The organism is Streptomyces sp. CNZ301 (assembly GCF_004217425.1).
Genome location: NZ_SHLG01000001.1, coordinates 1,693,201 through 1,712,016, shown reverse-complemented (window position 1 = coordinate 1,712,016; position 18,816 = coordinate 1,693,201). Strand labels below are relative to the sequence as shown.

The window sequence follows — 18,816 nt, the reverse complement described above, 5'->3', positions numbered from 1 at the left end:
TTACGGCCGGTCTCCGGGCCGGTCCGGGCGGTTCGCCGGACTGTCCCATCGGTGCCGTCAGTACGGGCCGTTGACGTTGTCGATCGAACCGTACCTGGCTGCCGCGTAATTGCAGGCGGCCACGATGTTCGCGACGGGGTCGGTCATGCTCCAGGAGGTGCCCTCGACGTGGTACGAGTCGAAGGTGGGCTTGATGGTCTGCAGCAGACCCTTTGAGGGGGTGCCGTTCTGGGCATTGATGTCCCAGTTGTTGACGGCATTCGGATTGCCGCCGGACTCCCGGATGATGTTGCGCTTGATTCCGTCGTAAGTACCGGGAATGTTCTTGGACTTCATGATGTCCAGGGCCTCGCGAATCCAGCCGTCGAGGTTGTTCCCGTACTTCGAGCCGGACGAGTGCACGCCGCCGGCCTGCGGTGCCTTGGCGCCGCCCTGCGGCTGCGATCCCGAGGCCTGTGCCTTGCCGGAGAGGCTGAGCTTCTGCCCCGGGTGGATCAGGTCGGGGTCGGAGCCGACGGTCTTCCGGTTGACCTGGTACAGCTTCTGCCAGCCGCCCTTGGTGTCGTGGTCGCGGGCGATGCCGCTGAGGGTGTCGCCGGGCACGACGGTGTACTTCTCGCCGCTCTTCGGGCTGTCCTTCTTCGCCTTGTCGGCCTTCGCGGCCTTCTTGGCCTGGCCGGACTTCTCGGCGGAGTCGCCGGACAGGTCCGGAGCGGCGCTGTCCCGGCTGAGACCGGCCTTGGGACCGCAGGACGGCCAGGCCCCCGGGCCCTGGCTGTCGAGGACCTTCTCGGCCACGCGGATCTGCTCCTGCTTGGTGGCCTGGTCGGCGCGCGGAGCGTATTCCGTGCCGCCGTTGGCGGACCAGGTGCTCGGGGTGAACTGAAGCCCGCCGTAGTAGCCGTTGCCGGAATTCATGGACCAGTTGCCCGAGGCCTCGCACTGGGCGACCTTGTCCCAGGTGTCGACGGAGGCTGCGTTCGCGGTGCCGGAACCGACGAACGGAAGGGCGAGGCCCGCACCGCCCGCGGTAATGGCGAGCGAAGTGCGCGAAACTTTGCGCGAGATGGGGCGATTGGACTGACGACGGTGTCGACCGCGTCCGGACATAGGGCAGTTCCTCTCCTGCGCCTGCGGGGTGAGCTGTCGGATTCGGGCTGGAGCCGCCCGGCCGCAGCGAATGCGAGGGGGCATTCGCGTGCGGCTTCACCCCTAGCCGCGCGTTTCCTCGTGGGTGCGGAACGCGCGGCACTTACCTGGGTCCCCCGCTCCTGCCGGACTGGGATTGCGTGATTTCCGCCGGCCGGTGGCAGGATTCGGCGTTCCGGTGGCGGACCACCGCACGGGAGACGCGGTGGGATTGCACGTTAAACAGAAGGAATTCGCCACCACAAGAAAGGCGCAGAATCCACCGGAGGTGAAGATCGTGGGAATTGGCATGTACGGGTTGAGGAGTGCCGTTCCATTCGCCTTGCGGGGCAAGGGAATTGAACGGCCCGGGATGCGCGCGACATCGGCGATGTGAAACCCGTCACGTTGCTTCTGTGGTGCGAATCACGCGTTCTCCCCGCTTTTACGGCCCGGTCTGTGCGGGCGCTGCGGAGCCGGCCGGATCCACTCGGTGATACCGGCGCTCCGGGCGCCCCGTGGTGCCGTACCGCAGGGTGACGCGGGCGGTTCCGACGGAGACGAAGTGCTCCAGGTACCGGCGGGCGCTCACACGGGACAGACCGGTGCGTCCGGCGCACTCGGACGCGGAAAGGCCCGCGGAGCCGGTCTCGGCGTCGAGCGTGGCGCGCACCAGTCCGGCCGTCTGTTCCGTGAGCCCCTTGGGCAGCCGCACGCGCCGCCCGTCGGAGCCGCCCGCCGCCTCGTGCGGGCGGAGCGCACCGCCGTCGCCGGTGTCCCCGCCGCCGGAGGAGCCCGGACGGCCGGGTTCCGCCGCCTCGCCGCCCGGGGCTGCCGTGTCGCCGAACAGCCGGTCGACGTCCCGCTGTTCCGGGGCCTGGAGCGCCGCGAGCGCCTCGCGGCGCTCCGCGAACCGGAGCAGCCGCTCCTTCAGCAGCTGCCCCTCGAAGGGCTTGATGACGTACTGCACCGCGCCGCCGCGCTGTGCGCCGCGTACCGTCTCCGCGTCGCGGGCGGCGGTCACCACCAGCACGTCCGGGCCTTCCTCGGGGGTGCCGGTGCCGCGCAGCTCGCGCAGGACCTCCAGGCCGGGCAGGTCGGGAAGGTACATGTCGAGCAGTACGAGGTCCGGGCGCAGCTCGCGCACGGCCGCAAGGGCGTCCGTTCCGCTGTGCACGGCTCCCACCACCTTGAAACCGGGCACCTGCCCGACGAGGGTGCTGTGCAGCCGGGCGACCATGAAGTCGTCGTCGACGACGAGAACACGGATCACGGCTGCCTCCTCCCGCCGCGCCGAATGTGCGGCTCAGGTGCGAATCGGGCGTACAGGGTGCAAGGGGTGTACAGGGTGCAACGGGTCGACGGCTGCGCCTCACCGGTGCGCGGTCGGCGGCCCGGGAGGACCGCACGGACGCAGGAAACCATGCCCGACGCGGGGGCCCCGCACCAAGCCGCGCGTCCGAGCCGCACAGGGGCCGCACATGGGCAGCACGGTGGCCGCACGGCATCGGCACCCGCACGCAGGGCGGCCGGGCCGCCGGGCAACCGGGCGGCAGGCCGGCCCGGGCAGCCGGGCGGCAGGTCGGCCAGGCGGCCGGGCCGCCGAAGGGCCGGTCAGGCCCCGCGTTCAGGCCCCTGCCCCGCCCCGGCCTTCCCGCTCGCCCCAGCCTTGCCGCCCGCGCCCGGGCCCGCCGGTCACTTCATCCCGTACGTGACTCCCGTCAGCCGTTCCGAGACCGCCCAGAGCTGCGCCGCCGCGATGTCGTTGCGTGCCCACGGGGCCCGCCGGGCCGGGCCGGGACCGCCGCGGACCCCGAGGATTCGCGGACCGTAGAAGGAGTCTCCGTGCACGTACGGGGCCGTCGCCGCGTACAGGACCGGCGCCGCACCCTGGTCGGCGGAGGCGCCGACCACGTCGGTGAACAGCCGCGTGAGGCGCTCCAGCCCCGCCCGGCCCGCCAGCCGCGGGCCCTTGGCCTGGAGTTCGGTCCGTGCATAGCCGGGGTGTGCGGACGTGACGGTCAGGTCGAGACCCTCACGGTCGGCGCGGTGGGCCAGCTCCCGCACGAAGAGGAGATTGGCCGTCTTCGAGGCGCCGTAGGCGAGCAGGGGACGGTAGCGGCGCTCGCAGTCGAGGTCGTTCATGTCGATGTTGGACAGGAAGTGGGCCATGCTCGCGACCGTCACCACGCGCGCGCCGGGCGTGGCGGCGAGCCTGTCCAGCAGCAGCCCCGTGAGAGCGAAGTGGCCGAGGTGGTTCACGCCGAGATGCGTCTCGAAGCCGTCGGTGGTCCGCCCGTAGGGAACCGCCATCAACCCCCCGTTGTTGACCAGCAGATCGAGCCGTCTGTACGGCAGCGCGTTCGCGAACTCCCGTACGGACGCCAGGTCCGCCAGGTCCAGCAGCCGCAACTCCGCACGCGCCTCCGGCACTTGGGAGAGCAGCCGGTCCAGTGCCGCGGCGCCGCGCTGCTCGCTGCGGCACGCCAGCACCACGCGGGCGCCGCGCCGCGCCAGTTCGCGCACAGTCACGTAGCCGATGCCGCTGTTGGCGCCCGTCACCACCGCGGTACGCCCGCTCTGGTCGGGGATGCTGCGCGCTGTCCAGCTCATGCGACTCAGAGTATGGCGGGCGGACCGAGCGCGCGAGGGAGCCGGGGAGCGGAGGCAGCGGCCGGCGGTCCGCTGCCGTGCCGGCGGCGGACCGGGATCACCGCCGGTCCGCCTGGCCGGGCACCCCTTCGTGGTGTACGACCAGGGCCGAGGTGACCGGGTCGGGGCACTCGGCGTTGGCCAGATGCGCGGCCCCCGCCACCTCCACCAGGGCGGCGCCCGGGATGCCGTCGGTGATCTCGCGGGCGTGCGCGGGCGGCGTGGCCGGGTCGAGGCGTCCGGCGACGGCCAGGGTCGGGACCGTCACCTCGGCGAGCCGGTCGCGCAGGTCGAACGAGGCGAGGGCGTCGCAGCAGGCCGCGTACCCGGCGGCGTCCGTGCAGCGCAGGTCCTCGAGCATCGCCGCCCCGTGCGGTGTGCTCCCGTACTCGGGGGAGAACCACACGCCGGGCCGGGAGGCGATCATGGACTCGGTGCCGTTCGCGCGCACGGCCGCCGCACGCTCACGCCACACGGAGGGCTCCCCGAAGCGGGCCGAGGAGCAGATCACGGAGAGCGTCGTGAGCCGCTCGGGGTGGTGCACCGCGAGGTGGAGGCCGACGGCGCCGCCCAGCGACACACCGGCGTATGCGAAGCGCTCCCAGCCCCGGGCGTCGGCGGCGCGGAGCACCAGTTCGGCGAGGTGCCCCACCGTGGCGGTGCCGTCGGTGGGGATCAGTTCGCTGGAGGAGCCCGCCATCGGCTCGGCGGGGGAGGCCCCGTGCCCCGGAAGGTCCCAGCGCAGCACCTGGTGGGTGCGGATCAGCGCGGGAAGCTGCGGCTCCCACAGGGCCAGCGAGGTGCCCAGGGAGGGGCCGAGAATCATCGGTCTGCCGTCGGCCGGCCCGTCGACCCGGTGGTAGGGGAGCGGTGCGGTGGCGGGATGTACGGGAGCGGACACGGTGATGTCTCCGGGGCTGCTTGAGCTGCGGGGCGAGCCGCGTCCGCTGTCGCCGGGCGAAGCGGGGGATGGGATTCCGATGCCGATGGTCTCTCACCGCTCTCGTTCTGGGGCTGCTGCCTCGTCTGCTTCGTCGGACCCTTCCCGGCCCCGGCTTCCGTGATTCTCCGCGCCCTGAGCGGTGCCGGGCGGTTGCGACGGTTCGTACCCCGGCTCGGACGCGCGGACGGGCGCCGCCCGGCGCCGCAGCGCGCGGTCGGTGAGGGCGGGCGCGGAACCCGTGTAGTGCGTCGGGTCCGTCAGGTCCCTCAGCCGGTCCCTGGAGAGCATCTCGCGCAGAGCCGGCTCCTCCTCCTCGAGGGCCTCGTCCAGCGTGATGCCCTCGTCCACGGCCATCCTGGAGGCGGCGTCGAGGAGCTTGCGCGCACGGGCGCGGCCGAGGAGAGGACCGAGGGCGGCGGTGAAGCGCTCGCTGACGATCAGGCCCTCGGTGAGGGCGAGGTGTTCGTGCATGCGGTACGGGAACACCTGGAGCGCTGCGGCCAGTTCGGCCGCCTCGTGGGCGGCGCCGCCGGTCAGCCGCAGCAGTTCGCGCACCGGCTGCCACTCGGCGTGCCAGGCGCCGCCGGGACGCTCGTCCTCCGCGGCGAGCGAGCCCAGCAGCGTGGCGGCGAGGGCGGGCGCCTGACGGGCGGTCGCGGCGATGAGCGTGGCACGCACGGGGTTGGTCTTGTGCGGCATCGCGGACGAGCTGCCGCCGTCGCCCTCGCTCACCTCGCTGATCTCGCTGCGCGAGAGCACCAGCACGTCCGCGGCGAACTTGCCCAGCGCGCCGCACGCGAAGGCGCAGGCCGACCCCAGGTCGGCGACGGGCGTGCGCAGCGTGTGCCAGGGCAGCGCCGGCTCGGCGAGCGGCAGTTCACGCGCGTACGCGGCCAGCAGCCTGATCCCGAGGTCGGTGGCGGGAACGCCGTGGGCGGCACCCTGCGGGGACTCAGACTCCGGTCCGTGGCTGCCCGGGCCGCTCCTCGGGGCCGTGCCGTCGCCGTCCGTTCCGGTGTGCGCGTCCGCTTCGGCGTAGGCGGCGAAGGCCGCCAGCGTGCCCGCCGCGCCGCCGAGTTGGACGGGGAGGGCGGCCCGTGCCGCCGCGAGCCGGTCGTGGGCGTCCAGTACGAGGCTGCGCCAGCCGGCGACCTTGAGGCCGAAGGTCGTGGGCACCGCGTGCTGGGTCAGCGTCCGCCCCGGCATGGGGGTGTCGCGGTGCTCGGCGGCCATCACGGCGAGCTCGCGCGCGGTGCGGTCCAGGTCGGGCAGGACCGCGTCCAGCGTGCGGGCGGCGACCAGCATCAGGGCGGTGTCGAGGATGTCCTGGCTGGTGGCGCCCCGGTGCACGTACGGCGCGGCCTCACGTCCGACGGCGTCGGTCAGGTCCGCGACCAGCGGGATCACGGGATTGCCGCCGGAGCGGGCACGCAGTGCCAGTCCGCGTGCGTCGAAGCGTTCCGCGCGTGCGGCCCCGGTCACCGCCGAGGCGACGGACGCGGGAGCCAGCCCCAGACCGGCCTGCGCCCGCGTGAGCGCGGCCTCGGCGTCCAGGAGTGCCTGGAGCACCGCGGCGTCGCCCGTGCCGGACTCCGCGCCCGAACCGGCCCTCGCCGGTGTCAGGAGTCCGACGTCCTCCGGTCCGCGGCCGCGGCTGTCACCCCGCCCCGGACCGGAGCCTCGTTCATTGGAAGTCAAGGAAAACGGTCTCCTTCTCGCCCTGAAGCCGGATGTCGAAGCGGTACGAGCCTGTGGCACGTTCAGCCGTTGCCACCAGGGTCTCGCGCCGTTCTGCATCGAGCGAGGCGAGAAGCGGATCGGCGGCGTGCGCCTGAGTGTCCCCCGGAAAGTACACGCGGGTGAAGAGGTGGTGCAGCAGCCCGCGCGCGAAGACACACACACTGATGTACGGGGCGTGGCCCGTGCGAGCGCCGGGGTGGAGGGTGTGCGCGGTCCAGTGCCCGTCCGCGTCGGTCGGCACGCGTGCGAAACCGGTGAAGTCCACGCCGTTGCGGCCGAGATGACCCCCGTCGACGGGGTCGCGCCGCATCGAGCCGGGCGCCCCGGCGAGGTCTCCGTCGGTGTCGGCCTGCCACAGCTCGATGAGCGCGTCCGGCACGGGTGCGCCCGAACCGTCGTAGACGTATCCGTGCACGGTGACGGTGCCCTCGCGGCCCGCGGGGGCCACGTCGCCGCCGCCCGGGAAGGGCAGGGCGTAGCCGTAGAAGGGGCCCACGGTGTGGGACGGGGTCGGCTGCAGGGGGAAGTTCGTGTCGGTCATCAGCGGCCCTCCTCGATCCAGGTGGCGGACGGTCCGTCGAGGACGATGTCCCAGCGGTAGCCCAGTGACCATTCGGAGCGGGACAGCTCGTGGTCGTACTGGGCCACCAGCGCCTGCCGGGCCCGCTCGTCGGTGACGGACTGAAGGATCGGATCGTGGACGAAGAGCGGGTCGCCCGGGAAGTACATCTGCGTCACCAGGCGCTGGGTGAACGCGGTGCCGAAGAGCGAGAAGTGGATGTGGGCGGGGCGCCAGGCGTTCTCGTGGTTCCGCCAGGGGTAGGCGCCGGGCTTGATGGTGGTGAAGGTGTAGCTGCCGTCGTCGCCGGTCAGGGTGCGTCCGACTCCGGTGAAGTTCGGGTCCAGCGGCGCGGGGTGCTGGTCGCGCAGGTGCGCGTAGCGTCCCGCCGCGTTGGCCTGCCACAGCTCGACGAGCTGCCCGCGCACGGGCCGCCCGGCGCTGTCCAGCAGCCGGCCGGAGACGGTGATGCGCTCGCCGAGCGGCTCGCCGGTGTGCCGTGTCGTCAGGTCGTTGTCGGTGTCGGTGACATCGGTGTGCCCGAAGACCGGACCGTGCAGTTCGACGGTCTCCGGGTCGGCCTGCACGGGGACGAGCGGCTGCTTCGGGTACCGGAGCATGCTGCTGCGGTACGGGGCGTAGTTGCGGGAGGGGTGGTGGGCGGCCGGGGCTCCGGCGGCGCGTGACTTCTCGTACGCGTCGCGCAGTTCGGCGACCTCGCGGTCGATGTCTTGCTGGGTGAGGGGCATGGACGAGCTCCTGTCGGTGCTCCTCGTGGACGGACACGAGGATGCGGACGAGGACTGGGGCTGGGCTGTGGGGCTGGGACTGGGGTTGGACTGGGACTGGAGGGGTGGTGCGGGTGCTGTCGCCCCGCGGTTGGCCGACTGTGGCTGCCCGGTGAGAATTAATCAGTGTGCTGATTAATTCTGCCAGGTGTTCCTGACGCTGCCACTCCCGTTCGGGGCCGTCAAGGGGCAAGGAATGTGCAGGGTGGAGTGGGAAAGGCTCGACACCCTGTGTCGCAGGGGGCCAGAATCAGTCAGTACACGATCGGAATCGTGTGCGGAGGTGACAGGCGCAGGAAGAGGGAGAGCGGGGAGCGCATGGCGGCGGTCGATCTGAGCACGCATCCGGGACATCTCGCGCGCCGGCTCCAGCAGGCCCACTCCCTGCTGTGGGGGGCGATGGTCTCGGAGGAGACGACGTCGCCGCAGTTCGCCGTGCTCAACGCGCTGGAGGAGAAGCCGGGCATGGACCAGCGCACCCTCAGTGCGCACGTCCATCTCGACCGGTCCACCATCGCCGACCTTGTGGCACGGCTCGCCGGGAGGGAGCTGGTCGAGCGGGTGCGCGATCCGGAGGACGGACGCCGCAACGTGCTCAAGCTGACGCAGGACGGCCGCCGGCTGCACCGGAAACTCGTCACGCGGACGGCCAGGATGAACCGCGTCTTCCTGGCGCCCCTCGACGGCGAGGAGCAGGAGACCCTGCTGCGCCTCATCGCGCGGGTGGCCGCGGCGGCGGAGGAGCTGCGCGGCTGAGCGCGCCCCGGTGAGGCGCGGCTGAGCGCGGCCCGGCGGCCGGGCACGGCGCTGGTCACCGGGCCCGGCAGGGAGTGGACGGCCGGGGCGGGCGGGCCGGACGTGGCCGGCCCGGCCGACTGGACGTGACCGGGCACCGCCCTGCCCGGTCGCGGGCTCAGCGGGTGCGGGAGCGGAAGACCGGGACGCTCACGCTCTCGTCGTCCAGGCAGCGTCCCGTGCGCAGGTCGAAGCGCTGCTTCAGCAGGGGCGAGGCCACGAAGGGGGCCCAGCCGGAGCGGCCGGTCTCCCGGGACTGCGTCCGCTCGTCCGGCGTGTCCGGAGCCTCCGCCCCGGCCGGGTCGCCGGGTGTCGAACCCAGCAGGCCGCGCGAGAGCACGTAGGCGCCGGTGAACGGGTCCCGGTTGCCGATGACGTACGTACGGCCCGCACGGTCCATGAAGACCGCGGCCTGGGAGCCGTCCCGCAGCAGGGCCGCCACACCGCGGCCGGGGACGAGGTCGTCAAGGCCGCAGACCGTGAACCAGCCCCGGTCGTCGCGGACTTCGACGCGGGGGCCCATGGCAATGACCCCGGATTCGCCCGCCGCGCGGGTTTCTCGCGCAGGTGCCGCGTCCGGCGGTGCGCACGGACTCTGCCTCGTCGCGCTCGTCGCGCTCGTCGCGCTCGTCGCGCTCGTGGCGCTCGTCGCGGTCGTGGCAGTTGTGGCGGTCGTCGTGGCCGTACCGGTGGTCGCGGTGATGGTCATCGGGTGGCAGTCCCTTCGAGTTCGAGTTCGGGTGCGTGGTCCGCCGCGGTGCGCACGGGGATGTCGGGCCCGGACAGCAGCGTCAAGTCAGGCTTCACCTGCTCGCGTTCGGCGACGAACCGCACCGTCGGATCTGGGACGCCGGGCGCGTTGACGAACGAGACGAAGCGGGAGAGCTTCTCCGGGTCGGCCAGGGTCGCGGACCACTCGTCGCGGTAGTGCGCGACGTGGTCGGCCATGAGGGCTTCCAGCTCGTCGCACAGTCCCAGCGAGTCGTGCACGACCACGTCCCTGACGTGTTCCAGCCCGCCCTCGATCCGTTCCAGCCACGCGGAGGTGCGCTCCAGCCGGTCCGCGGTGCGGATGTAGAACATCAGGAACCGGTCGGTCAGGCGCACCAGTTCGGCGTCGCTCAGGTCCTGCGCCAGCAGATCCGCGTGGCGCGGCGTCGCGCCGCCGTTGCCTCCGACATAGAGGTTCCAGCCGGACGAGGTGGCGATGACGCCGAAGTCCTTGCCCATTGCCTCGGCGCACTCACGTGCGCATCCCGAGACGGCCGACTTCAGCTTGTGCGGGGATCGCAGGCCGCGGTAGCGCAGTTCGAGGTCGATGGCCATGCGCACGCTGTCCTGCACGCCGTAGCGGCACCAGGTGCTGCCCACGCAGGACTTCACGGTGCGCAGCGCCTTTCCGTACGCGTGACCCGACTCGAAGCCCGCTTCGACCAACCGCGCCCAGATGGCCGGGAGTTCGTCGACCCGCGCTCCGAACATGTCGATGCGCTGCCCGCCGGTGATCTTCGTGTAGAGGCCGAAGTCCCGTGCCACCTCGCCGATGACGATCAGCTTCTCGGGCGTGATCTCCCCGCCCGGGACGCGAGGGACCACCGAATACGAGCCGTTGCGCTGGAGGTTGGCGAGGAAGTGGTCGTTGGTGTCCTGCAACGCCGCCTGCTCGCCGTCGAGTACGTGGCCCCCGGCGCCGATCGACGGTGCGAGCGAGGCGATGATCGACGCCACCGCCGGCTTGCACACCTCGCAGCCCTCGCCCTGCCGGGCCTGCTCGCGGCCGTGCGAGTCGAGCAGCCCGGCGAACGACGTCAGCCGCAGGGTGCGCACGATCTCGTACAACTCGCTGCGGGTGTAGGAGAAGCAGCCGCACAGGCCCTTGTCGACGGCGACGCCGTTCGCCTCCAGCTCGGCGTCGACGATCTGCCCGAGTACCTTGACGCAACTGCCGCAGCCCGTACCGGCCTTGGTGCACTTCTTCACCGACGGCACGTCCCCGCAGCCGTGTTCGGAGACCGCGGCGCGGACTGTTCCCTTGTCGATGTGGTGACAGTTGCAGACGACGGCGTCGTCGGGCAGAGCGGCGGGGCCGAGAGCGCCGGGGGAGCCTTCCGCGCCGCCCGCCGGCAGCACCAGCGACTCCGGCGGTACGGGCGGCACCGAACCGGTGAGCGCGCGCAGTGTGCCGTACGAATCGGCGTCGCCCACGAGGACGCCGCCGAGAAGGGTGCCCTCGGGGGAGATCACCAGCTTCTTGTAGACGCCCGCGCGGGAGTCGGAGTAGACGACGTCGAGACTGCCCTCGGAGGTGCCGTGCGCGTCGCCGAAGGAGGCGACGTCGACACCGAGGAGCTTGAGCTTGGTGGAGGTGTCCGCGCCGGTGAAGGTGCGGGGCTCCGGCGGTGCGGGCGACGGGTGCCCGTGGGCCGCCGCCGACGGCGCTGCCGCGTCCTGATCTGCCAGCCGGGAGGCGACGGCGTCGGCGGCGGTCTCCGCCATCTCGTAGCCGGGCGCGACCAGTCCGTACACCGTGCCGTCGGCTGCCATGGCGCACTCGCCGATCGCGTACACGTCCGGGGCGCTGGTGCGGCAACGCTCGTCGACGGCGATGCCGCCGCGCTCGCCCGCGGCGAGTCCGGCGTCGCGTCCCAGCCGGTCGCGCGGACGTATGCCGGCCGCGAAGACCACCATGTCCGCGGGGAGTTGGGAGCCGTCCGAGAGCGTCATGCCCGTCACCGCTCCGGCCGCGTCCGTCTCGATCCGTTCGCCCGCCACACCTGTGCGCACGTCCAGGTCCATCTCCTCCAGGGTGCGGCGCAGGGCTGAGCCTCCGCCCGCGTCCACCTGGAGCGCCATGAGCCGGTCGCTCAACTCGACGATGTGCGTGCGCAGTCCGAGTCCGCGCAGCGCGCCCGCGGCCTCCAGGCCCAGCAGCCCGCCGCCGACGACGACTCCGGCGTGCGCCGCGGCCTTCGCGTACGTCTCGATGGCGAGGAGGTCGTCGACTGTCCGGTAGACGAAGCAGCCCGTGCTGCCGCTCCCCGGGACCGGCGGCACGAACGGGGCCGACCCGGTGGCCAGGACGAGCGCGTCGTAGGCGATGGTCCGCCCGGAGCGGGAGGTGACCGTGCGCCCCGCGAGGTCGATCCCGGTCGCCGGGTCCCCGAGATGGAGCTCGATGCCGTGCGAGGCGATGAAGTCCTCATCGGCCAGGGCCAGTTCGGCGGGCGTCGTGCCGGAGAAGTACGAGGTCAGCCGCACGCGGTCGTAGGCGGGACGCGACTCCTCGCCCAGCACGACAACCCTCGCCGTGCCGGTGATGCCGCGGGCGGCCAGAGCCTCCAGGAAGCGCTGGCCGACCATTCCGTGACCGATCAGCACGATCGTCGGCGTTGTCATAGAAGGGCCTCTCCGTCTCGGGTGAGCAGGTGGTGCAGCGGTTCGGAGGTCAGCGGTTCGTCGCTCTCCCAGGTGCGGGCGAGGGCGCCTACCTGCGTCAGGTCGCCGAGGAGGATGCCGCCGGCGAGGCGCCCGTCGCGCACGACGACCTTCCGGTAGGTGCTGCGGGTGGCGTCCGCGAGGTGGACGACGTCGTCGTCCGGCCGCGGCAGCGGATCGCCGAATGCGGCGAGGTCCAGCGGGTCGTGGGCCGCCGGAGGCTGCGCCTCCCCCTGCACCTCGGCCTCGGCCTTGGGCTGCACCTCCGCCTGCACCTCGGCCTCCGCCTGCGTCTCCGTCCGCGACTGCGCCGGCGCCGGAGCCCGGGTCGCCGCGGTCGTTGCGGGGCCCCCGGCGAGGGTGAGGCGGGTGAGCGCACGCGTGCCGCGGTAGCGCTCGGTGCCTCTGCCCCTGGTCAGGACGCGCGCGAGGACGTCGGCCTGTTCCTGGGCGGGGTCCGCGAGACCGTAGAGGATGCCGTCGTGTTCGGCGCAGTCGCCGATCGCGTACACGTGCGGGTCGTCGGTGCGCAGTTCGTCGTCGACGACGATGCCGCGCGAGACGGCCAGGCCCGCGGCCTCGGCGAGCCCGGTGCGCGGCCGGACGCCGCATGCGACGACGACGAGACCGGCGTCCAGGGTGCAGCCGTCGGCGAGTTCGACGGCGCGCACCACCCGGCCTTCTGCTGCCGCACGGGCGGAGCGAGAGACGCCGCCCGCACGGCGCGGCTGCGTGAGCAGGCCGCGCACCCGGCACTCCGTGTGCACCTCGACGCCCAGATCCTCCAGGTGCAGCCGCAGCAACGCGGCCGACCCGGCGTCGAGTTGGCGCTCCATGAGGCGTTCGCCCTGGTGCGCGAGGACCACCTGCGCACCGCGGCGGGCCAGTGCGCGCGCCGCGGAGACACCGAGCAGACCGCCTCCGACGACGACGGCCTGCGTGCCCGGCCCCGCCTCCCGTCGGAGCGCGAGGCAGTCGTCCATCGTGCGGAATGCCCGTACGCCGTCCGGGAGTTCACCCCCCTCGGGGGTGAACAGACCGCGCAGCGGCGGCAGCACGGGATTCGCTCCGGTGGCCAGCACGAGCGCCTCGTAGGGGAGGACGCTGCCGTCGTCGCACACGACGCGCCGGCCGGCCCGGTCGACGCGGACCGCGCGCACCCCCGGCAGCCGGCGGGCGGGCCCCGCGGGGAGCGTGATGACGTCCGGCTCGTACTGCCCGGCAAGGACGTCCGCCAGCAGCACTCTGTTGTACGGGACGTGCGGTTCCTCGCCCACGACCGTGACGTCCGCGTGCGCGCCGGCGGCACCGAGCTGCTGGACGAGCCTGGCGCCCGCCATGCCGCCGCCGATCACCACGACGCGCTCACACTCTCGCAAGGTCATGGCACGAGCGTGCGTCCTGCGCGTTTCCAGGCCGCATCACAACTGTTTCCCCGGGGGAACGGTGCCCTCAGCGGACGGTCACGAGGCATGTGAGCCCCGGACTTCCCGGTCGGGACCGGGGCCTGTTGTCGGCGGCGGGCGGCATGCTGTGCACATGTACCGGGAGCGGCGGTCGCTGGTGGACGGTGCCGTGGTGTGGACTCACGGCGCGATGCCCGAGGGGCAGGGGCGTGTGCTGCCCGACGGATGCATGGACCTGCTGCTGTGGGACGGCGCGCTGGTCGTCGCGGGGCCCGACACCCGGGCGCACCTCTTCCCGCGTGAGGCCGGCTCCCGTATGACAGGGCTCCGCCTCCCGCCCGGCACGGGTCCGCTCGTCTTCGGCGTACCGGCACATGAGCTGCGTGACCGGCGTGTGCCCCTCGTCGACCTGTGGCCGGCGGCCGCGGTGCGGGTCCTGGAGGAGCGGGCCGGCGAGGCGCCGCAGAAGGGGCGGGTCCTCGACGGAATCGCGGCCGGACGGCTCACCGAGCAGTCCGGTCCGTTTCCGAGCCGGAGAGCGGCCGGACTGCTCGCGCGCGGCCGGGGCGTTGCGGCGGTTGCCCGGGAACTGGGCCTGAGCGAGAGGCAGTTGCACCGGCGTTGCCTCGACGCGTTCGGTTACGGGCCCAAGACCCTCGCCCGGGTGCTGCGCATGCAGGACGCCCTGAGCCGGGCGGCCGGCGGCACACCGCCCGCGGAGGTGGCCGCCGTCTCCGGGTACGCCGACCAGGCCCATCTCTCACGTGAGGTCAAAGCGCTGGCCGGGGTGACCCTGACGGAGCTGCTGCCTCAGGGGAGCCGTGCGAACAGGTCGACTCCGTTGCCGTCCGGGTCGGCCACGACGGCGTAGCGCTGACCCCAGAAGGCGTCCCAGGGCTCATTGCGGCTCTCGTACCCGGCACCGGTCAACTCCGTGTGGAGCCGGTCCACTTCGGCGGGGGAGTCGCAAAGGAACGCCAGGCCGATGCGGCCGCCGCCCCGGGGGCCCGGGTCCCAGCCGGGATCGAAGGAGCGGATCGTCTCCTCCGTGTCCCATGCGATACGCAGCCCTCCGGGCAGCGCGGCCTCGACGTGCGGTTCGCCGTCGGCCCCGGCCGGGATGTCCAGGCCGAGCCGGCGGTAGAAGGCGAGCGTGGCGGCCATGTCGGCGGCGACGAGCCCGATGAGGTCGAAACGTGGTGTCATGCGCCGCAGGTTAGGTCTGTCGCGGCCGGCGGTCTTGAACGAATCGGACGTGGCGCGTCCGCTGCGGGCCGGCGGCAACGAGCCGGCGGCAACGAGCCGGCGGCAACGGGTGGGCCGCGACGGAGGGCCGCGACGGGTGGGCCGCGACGGGTGGGCCGCGAGGTAGGGGCCGCCGCGACGGAGGGGCCGCGACGGACGGGGCGCAATGGGCAGGCGCCCCACAGCTTCGTCCCGTCGAATGGGCTCCACGGCCAGCATGCTTCCGGTTCTGCAACGTTGCGCAGGTGGCAGCTTCCCCTCTCGCTTTCCGCTCGTCAGGATGCGCCGGGACGCACCCGGCCGAGAGCGAGCGAGGTAGAACCATGGCCAGGAATGCCGACAGCGCCGAGCAGGAGAACCCGGAGGAGGTGAGCGGGAAGCACGAGAGCTCCGAACACGAGAGCGCCGAGCCGGAGAAGGAGACCCTCCTCGCGCGGGTCGCGCTGAGGTTCACCGCCTTCACGGAGAAGTGGCTCCCGGATGCCTTCGGGTTCGTGCTCGTCGGCACGTTCCTCATCTTCGCGCTCGGCCTCTCCACGGGTGAGCGGCCGGCGACCCTCGTCGACGCGTGGGGCAAGGGCTTCTGGTCGCTGATCGAGTTCACCCTGCAAATGGCCATGATCATCATCGGTGGATACGCGGTGGCGGTCTCGGCGCCCGTCGCCCGGCTGATAGCCAGGCTGGCCCTGATCCCCAAGTCGCCCCGTGCGGCGATCACTTTCACCGCCGCGGTGGCGATGGTCAGCTCGTATCTGAACTGGGCGTTCAGCCTGGTCTTCTCCGCCATCCTCGCCAAGGAGATCGCGCGGGTCGTACGCGGAGTCGACTACCGGGCGGTCGGGGCCATGGCGTTCCTCGGGCTCGGCACCGTCTGGGCCCAGGGGCTGTCCGGGTCGGCGGCGCTTCAGGTGGCCAGCGAGACCTCCAGTCCGAAGCCCGTGCAGGACGTCATCGCCGACGGACGCGGCGGCGACGGGCTGATCCCGCTCACCGACACGATCTTCACCTGGCAGAGCCTGCTGGCGACCGCCGTCGTCTTCGCCGTCGCCCTCACCATGGCCTGGTTCCTCACGCCCTCGCCGTCCCGCGCCAAGACCGCCGAGCAACTAGGCATCGAACTGCGGCCGCTGGTCGACGAGAGCCGCACCGGAACGAAGCGCGCACGGCCCGGCGACTGGCTGGAGAGCAGCCCCGTCTTCACCGTCCTCATCGGCCTGCTGGGCCTCTGGTATCTCGTACGGCACTTCGCCGCCGCCGAGGGGAACCCGATTGCGGCGCTCGATCTGAACACCGTCAACCTCATTCTGATCCTGCTGGCGCTGTGCCTGCACTGGCGTCCCATACGGATGGTCGACGCGGTACGGCGCGGAGCCCCCGCCGCATCCGGGGTGCTGCTCCAATTCCCCTTCTACGGCGGCATCTTCGGCATGATCGCGTTCACCGGCGTCTCGAAGCAGGTGGCCGGCTGGCTCGTGAGCGTCTCCAACGAGGTCGTCTTCGCACCGCTCATCGCCGTCTACTCGGCAGTGCTCGGGATCTTCGTACCCAGCGGCGGCAGCAAATGGGTCATCGAGGCTCCGTACGTGATCGACGCCGCGAACCAACTCCACGTCAACCAGGGCTGGATGGTCGTCGTCTACGACCTGGGCGAGGCGTCCGCGAACCTGCTCCAGCCGTTCTGGATGCTGCCCACGCTCGCGATCCTCGGGCTGAAGGCGCGCGACATCATGGGCTACACCTTCGCGATGTTCCTCGCCTGCTTCCCGGCCGTGCTCGTGATGGTGACGGTACTCGCGGGGACGCTTCCCTTCCCGTGACGCGGGCCGCAGGCCCCGGTCCGGAGAAGGGGGCCGGGGCCTGCGGGCCGGATGGCACGGGACCACCCAATGCTCCGTACCCGTCCACCTTCCCTGGTTCCTCGGGGCACCGTCCGAAGCCCCCGCGCCTCCGCTGCCTGCGGACGGGCCTCCGGCACTGTCCCGAGTGCTCCCTGGTGAGTTGCGGCGGCCCGAGCAACCCGTCCGCAGCCACCTTCCCCACGTCATCTGCGCCGACTGCCGCAAGACCGCCACAGCGGCGGAGGGGAGAAGCAGGAGCGGTCTGACAGGGCAGCGAGCTGGCTGCGTGAGCGGAAGATTTCCTCCGCATCGTGGACAGTACGGCACGATCCCCTTGATTGGCGGATTGTCGTAACCCCGGCGTACTGTGCGTCATCTCTGCAACGGGTGGTCAACTGCCGGAGCCTGTACCGGTGTTGAGGAGGACGCGACGCACATGGTCGGGCAAGAGCTGTCTGCGGCGGACCATCAGGACAAGGATGTCCGGCGGCTCCTCAAGCGGCTGACCTCCGAGGGCTGGTCCCTCCGCAAGGAGGGGCACTGGGGGCGTCTGTACTGCCCGTGCTCCTGTACGACCATCCCCGTCAGCGGCACCCCCCGGAACGCCACCCGTCTTGCGAACCGGATCGGGCACATGGCGGCGCGATGTCCGCTGCCGCAGGACGATCCGCGCCGTGCCCCGAGGGCATGACTCTCGTTATGCGGGAAACCCATGGTGTTGTCGATTGACAACACGTCGGTGGTGGGTAAGTGTGCGTGCAGGGGGTCCGACACGATGGTGGGGACGGACCTGCTGAGAGGGGGCGAGAGTGATGGACTACGAGTTTCTGTTCGTCGTCGAGGGAGTCTCGGCCGAGAACGACCTCGACGTGGGTGTCGTCTTCGACCAATTCGACGGATTACTTGCCTCCCACAGAGGCCGGCAACTCCTGGCAGTGTCCGGTGACGGCGCCGGCGCTGTAGATGCCGCCCACCGCCTGTGCGTCCGCCTTCGTCGCGCCCTGCCGGACGTGCGACTGGTACGGCTGGACCCCGATCTCGTCGGGGTCACGGACATCTCCGAGCGCACGGGCAGGACCCGGCAGAACGTTCTGCAATGGGTCAACGGTGAGCGAGGTGGCAGGGAACCCTTCCCGGAGCCGGAAGGAACAGCGGGGCGTTCACTGGTGTGGCGCTGGGGCGAGGTCAGCGGGTGGCTGAAGGCGGTCGGCAAGGGAAATGACGACGTGCACGTGCCGCAGCGGGAAGAGGCCCTGGCCATCGATGTGATGTTGCCCCAGTGGCAGCAGGCCATGGACGAGGGAAGGCCCGTCGTCACCGTGGTCGTTCCGCAGGACGACCGGGCCGATGAACGGGTGGCCGTCGCGCACCTCCTGCACGAAGCCCTGCACGACGCGTCCGTCCTGAAGACGGTCTCGACTCTGCCGCGTATGGAGCAAAGCCGCCTCGTAGTCGCGTGCGCGTTGCCGACCGACAGGCTGCGGGCGGTTCTGGAGCAGATCGCCCCCGACGACGTGAGCGGTCTGCTGGCCACACGTGTCGGGGACGGGGAACTCAAGTTGATCGGTGTCGCCTCCCGCGAGCTGCCGGGAACGCGCCCGATCGCGGAACTCGGCCTCAGCCAGGAGGCAACGGTGGGCGATCTGCTTCTCCAGCTCGCACAAGGCGGCGGCGAGGACACGTCACCGCTGCCGCTTGCCTTGACCTGAGGCCGGGCTCGGCCATGCTCGGACGTGCGTCCGGGCCGGTCGCGCAGCCCCGGCCCGGACGCACACGTGGGGCCGGGGCTCTTCCGCCCTGTGGACCGCACCCCGTCCGGGCTCGGGTGGCTGCCTGATCAACGGCCGGGTCACAGGGGCCCGCTCAGGCAGGCTGCTGTTCGACGGCCGACGGGTCCATCCAGACGACCTCCCAGTGGTGGCCGTCGAGGTCGTAGAAGCTGCGCCCGTACATGAAGCCGTGGTCCTGCGGGTCGCCCGCGGGGCTGCCGCCCGCGGCCAGCGCCTTGTCGGCCAGGTCGTCGACCTGCGCTCTGCTCTCGGCACTCAGCGCGATCATCGCCTCGGTGCTGGTTCGGGCGTCGGCGATCTCCTTCTTCGTGAACGACTTGAAGAACGGCTCCGTCAGCAGCATGGCGAAGATGTCGTCGCTGATCACGAGGCATGCGGCGTTCTCGTCGGAGAACTGGGGGTTGAAGCTGTAGCCGAGCTGGGAGAAGAAGTCCCTGGCCTTGGCGAGGTCCTTCACGGCGAGATTGACGAAGATCTTCTGGGACACGAGCCGCACC

16 protein-coding genes and 1 riboswitch are annotated in these 18,816 nt (G+C 71.9%); of the genes, 4 read left to right on the top strand and 12 right to left on the bottom strand.

Going from position 1 to position 18,816, the window contains the following annotated elements; all coding sequences use genetic code 11:
* Positions 1 to 57: 57 nt before the first annotated feature.
* The 7 genes from EV375_RS07490 to pcaH form a co-directional block, all read right to left on the bottom strand.
* The gene (locus EV375_RS07490; protein ID WP_130298756.1) at positions 58 to 1,110 is read right to left on the bottom strand and encodes a transglycosylase family protein; all 1,053 of its coding nucleotides are present in this window, start codon (positions 1,108 to 1,110) and stop codon (positions 58 to 60) included.
* Positions 1,111 to 1,115: 5 nt separating this feature from the next.
* Positions 1,116 to 1,296, bottom strand: a riboswitch (cyclic di-AMP (ydaO/yuaA leader).
* A gap of 277 nt (positions 1,297 to 1,573) precedes the next feature.
* Positions 1,574 to 2,401 carry a response regulator gene (locus tag EV375_RS07485; RefSeq protein WP_130298755.1) on the bottom strand — a complete coding sequence of 276 codons (828 nt, stop codon included), beginning with the start codon at positions 2,399 to 2,401 and terminating at the stop codon, positions 1,574 to 1,576.
* 422 nt (positions 2,402 to 2,823) lie between these two features.
* Positions 2,824 to 3,741, bottom strand: coding sequence for an oxidoreductase (locus EV375_RS07480; RefSeq protein ID WP_130298754.1), 918 nt, complete (start codon positions 3,739 to 3,741; stop codon positions 2,824 to 2,826).
* Positions 3,742 to 3,838: 97 nt separating this feature from the next.
* Positions 3,839 to 4,681: an alpha/beta hydrolase gene (locus tag EV375_RS07475; protein ID WP_486588345.1), complete on the bottom strand. Its 843-nt coding sequence runs from the start codon at positions 4,679 to 4,681 to the stop codon at positions 3,839 to 3,841.
* Positions 4,682 to 4,774: 93 nt separating this feature from the next.
* A complete protein-coding gene (locus tag EV375_RS07470) occupies positions 4,775 to 6,346 on the bottom strand; it encodes a lyase family protein (RefSeq protein ID WP_486588707.1) in 1,572 nt (523 codons plus the stop codon).
* Positions 6,347 to 6,407: 61 nt separating this feature from the next.
* On the bottom strand, positions 6,408 to 7,004 hold the full coding sequence (gene pcaG / locus EV375_RS07465) for a protocatechuate 3,4-dioxygenase subunit alpha (protein ID WP_130298752.1): 597 nt from the start codon (positions 7,002 to 7,004) through the stop codon (positions 6,408 to 6,410).
* Positions 7,004 to 7,771, bottom strand: a complete 768-nt coding sequence (pcaH, locus tag EV375_RS07460) for a protocatechuate 3,4-dioxygenase subunit beta (RefSeq protein WP_130298751.1) — start codon at positions 7,769 to 7,771, stop codon at positions 7,004 to 7,006. Before pcaH ends, pcaG begins: the two co-directional genes overlap by 1 nt.
* Positions 7,772 to 8,128: 357 nt before the next feature.
* On the opposite strand from pcaH, the gene EV375_RS07455 reads away from it, so the two are divergent.
* The gene (locus tag EV375_RS07455; protein ID WP_130298750.1) at positions 8,129 to 8,566 is read left to right on the top strand and encodes a MarR family transcriptional regulator; all 438 of its coding nucleotides are present in this window, start codon (positions 8,129 to 8,131) and stop codon (positions 8,564 to 8,566) included.
* Between the two features lie 157 nt (positions 8,567 to 8,723).
* Here EV375_RS07455 and EV375_RS07450 read toward each other — a convergent pair whose 3' ends face one another.
* The 3 genes from EV375_RS07450 to EV375_RS07440 form a co-directional block, all read right to left on the bottom strand.
* Entirely contained in the window at positions 8,724 to 9,128 is a 405-nt protein-coding gene (locus tag EV375_RS07450) for a nitrite reductase small subunit NirD (RefSeq protein ID WP_130301684.1), read from the bottom strand.
* Between the two features lie 182 nt (positions 9,129 to 9,310).
* On the bottom strand, positions 9,311 to 12,001 hold the full coding sequence (gene nirB, locus EV375_RS07445; protein ID WP_130298749.1) for a nitrite reductase large subunit NirB: 2,691 nt from the start codon (positions 11,999 to 12,001) through the stop codon (positions 9,311 to 9,313).
* On the bottom strand, positions 11,998 to 13,425 hold the full coding sequence (locus EV375_RS07440; RefSeq protein ID WP_130298748.1) for an FAD-dependent oxidoreductase: 1,428 nt from the start codon (positions 13,423 to 13,425) through the stop codon (positions 11,998 to 12,000). Before EV375_RS07440 ends, nirB begins: the two co-directional genes overlap by 4 nt.
* 154 nt (positions 13,426 to 13,579) lie before the next feature.
* Between EV375_RS07440 and EV375_RS07435 the strand changes: the two genes are divergently transcribed.
* Positions 13,580 to 14,317 carry a helix-turn-helix transcriptional regulator gene (locus EV375_RS07435; protein WP_130298747.1) on the top strand — a complete coding sequence of 246 codons (738 nt, stop codon included), beginning with the start codon at positions 13,580 to 13,582 and terminating at the stop codon, positions 14,315 to 14,317.
* On the opposite strand, the gene EV375_RS07430 is transcribed toward EV375_RS07435, so the two are convergent.
* Positions 14,257 to 14,652 carry a VOC family protein gene (locus EV375_RS07430; RefSeq protein ID WP_130298746.1) on the bottom strand — a complete coding sequence of 132 codons (396 nt, stop codon included), beginning with the start codon at positions 14,650 to 14,652 and terminating at the stop codon, positions 14,257 to 14,259. The two genes, EV375_RS07435 and EV375_RS07430, sit on opposite strands and share 61 nt — an antisense overlap.
* A gap of 362 nt (positions 14,653 to 15,014) precedes the next feature.
* On the opposite strand from EV375_RS07430, the gene EV375_RS07425 reads away from it, so the two are divergent.
* Both EV375_RS07425 and EV375_RS07415 read left to right on the top strand, forming a co-directional pair.
* Positions 15,015 to 16,508: a TIGR00366 family protein gene (locus EV375_RS07425; protein ID WP_130298745.1), complete on the top strand. Its 1,494-nt coding sequence runs from the start codon at positions 15,015 to 15,017 to the stop codon at positions 16,506 to 16,508.
* Positions 16,509 to 17,341: 833 nt separating this feature from the next.
* Positions 17,342 to 18,238: a hypothetical protein gene (locus tag EV375_RS07415; protein WP_130298743.1), complete on the top strand. Its 897-nt coding sequence runs from the start codon at positions 17,342 to 17,344 to the stop codon at positions 18,236 to 18,238.
* Between the two features lie 154 nt (positions 18,239 to 18,392).
* Here EV375_RS07415 and EV375_RS07410 read toward each other — a convergent pair whose 3' ends face one another.
* Complete coding sequence (locus EV375_RS07410) at positions 18,393 to 18,806, bottom strand: VOC family protein (protein WP_130298742.1); 414 nt, start codon at positions 18,804 to 18,806, stop codon at positions 18,393 to 18,395.
* Positions 18,807 to 18,816 lie beyond the last annotated feature (10 nt).

Excerpts from the sequence above, each read along its gene's own strand:
- EV375_RS07490 (WP_130298756.1), bottom strand. The coding sequence starts at position 1,110 with ATGTCCGGACGCGGTCGACACCGTCGTCAGTCCAATCGCCCCATCTCG.
- EV375_RS07480 (WP_130298754.1), bottom strand. The coding sequence starts at position 3,741 with ATGAGCTGGACAGCGCGCAGCATCCCCGACCAGAGCGGGCGTACCGCG.
- pcaG (WP_130298752.1), bottom strand. The coding sequence starts at position 7,004 with ATGACCGACACGAACTTCCCCCTGCAGCCGACCCCGTCCCACACCGTG.
- pcaH (WP_130298751.1), bottom strand. The coding sequence starts at position 7,771 with ATGCCCCTCACCCAGCAAGACATCGACCGCGAGGTCGCCGAACTGCGC.
- EV375_RS07455 (WP_130298750.1), top strand. The coding sequence starts at position 8,129 with ATGGCGGCGGTCGATCTGAGCACGCATCCGGGACATCTCGCGCGCCGG.
- EV375_RS07450 (WP_130301684.1), bottom strand. The coding sequence starts at position 9,128 with ATGGGCCCCCGCGTCGAAGTCCGCGACGACCGGGGCTGGTTCACGGTC.
- nirB (WP_130298749.1), bottom strand. The coding sequence starts at position 12,001 with ATGACAACGCCGACGATCGTGCTGATCGGTCACGGAATGGTCGGCCAG.
- EV375_RS07440 (WP_130298748.1), bottom strand. The coding sequence starts at position 13,425 with ATGACCTTGCGAGAGTGTGAGCGCGTCGTGGTGATCGGCGGCGGCATG.
- EV375_RS07435 (WP_130298747.1), top strand. The coding sequence starts at position 13,580 with ATGTACCGGGAGCGGCGGTCGCTGGTGGACGGTGCCGTGGTGTGGACT.
- EV375_RS07430 (WP_130298746.1), bottom strand. The coding sequence starts at position 14,652 with ATGACACCACGTTTCGACCTCATCGGGCTCGTCGCCGCCGACATGGCC.
- EV375_RS07425 (WP_130298745.1), top strand. The coding sequence starts at position 15,015 with ATGGCCAGGAATGCCGACAGCGCCGAGCAGGAGAACCCGGAGGAGGTG.
- EV375_RS07415 (WP_130298743.1), top strand. The coding sequence starts at position 17,342 with ATGGACTACGAGTTTCTGTTCGTCGTCGAGGGAGTCTCGGCCGAGAAC.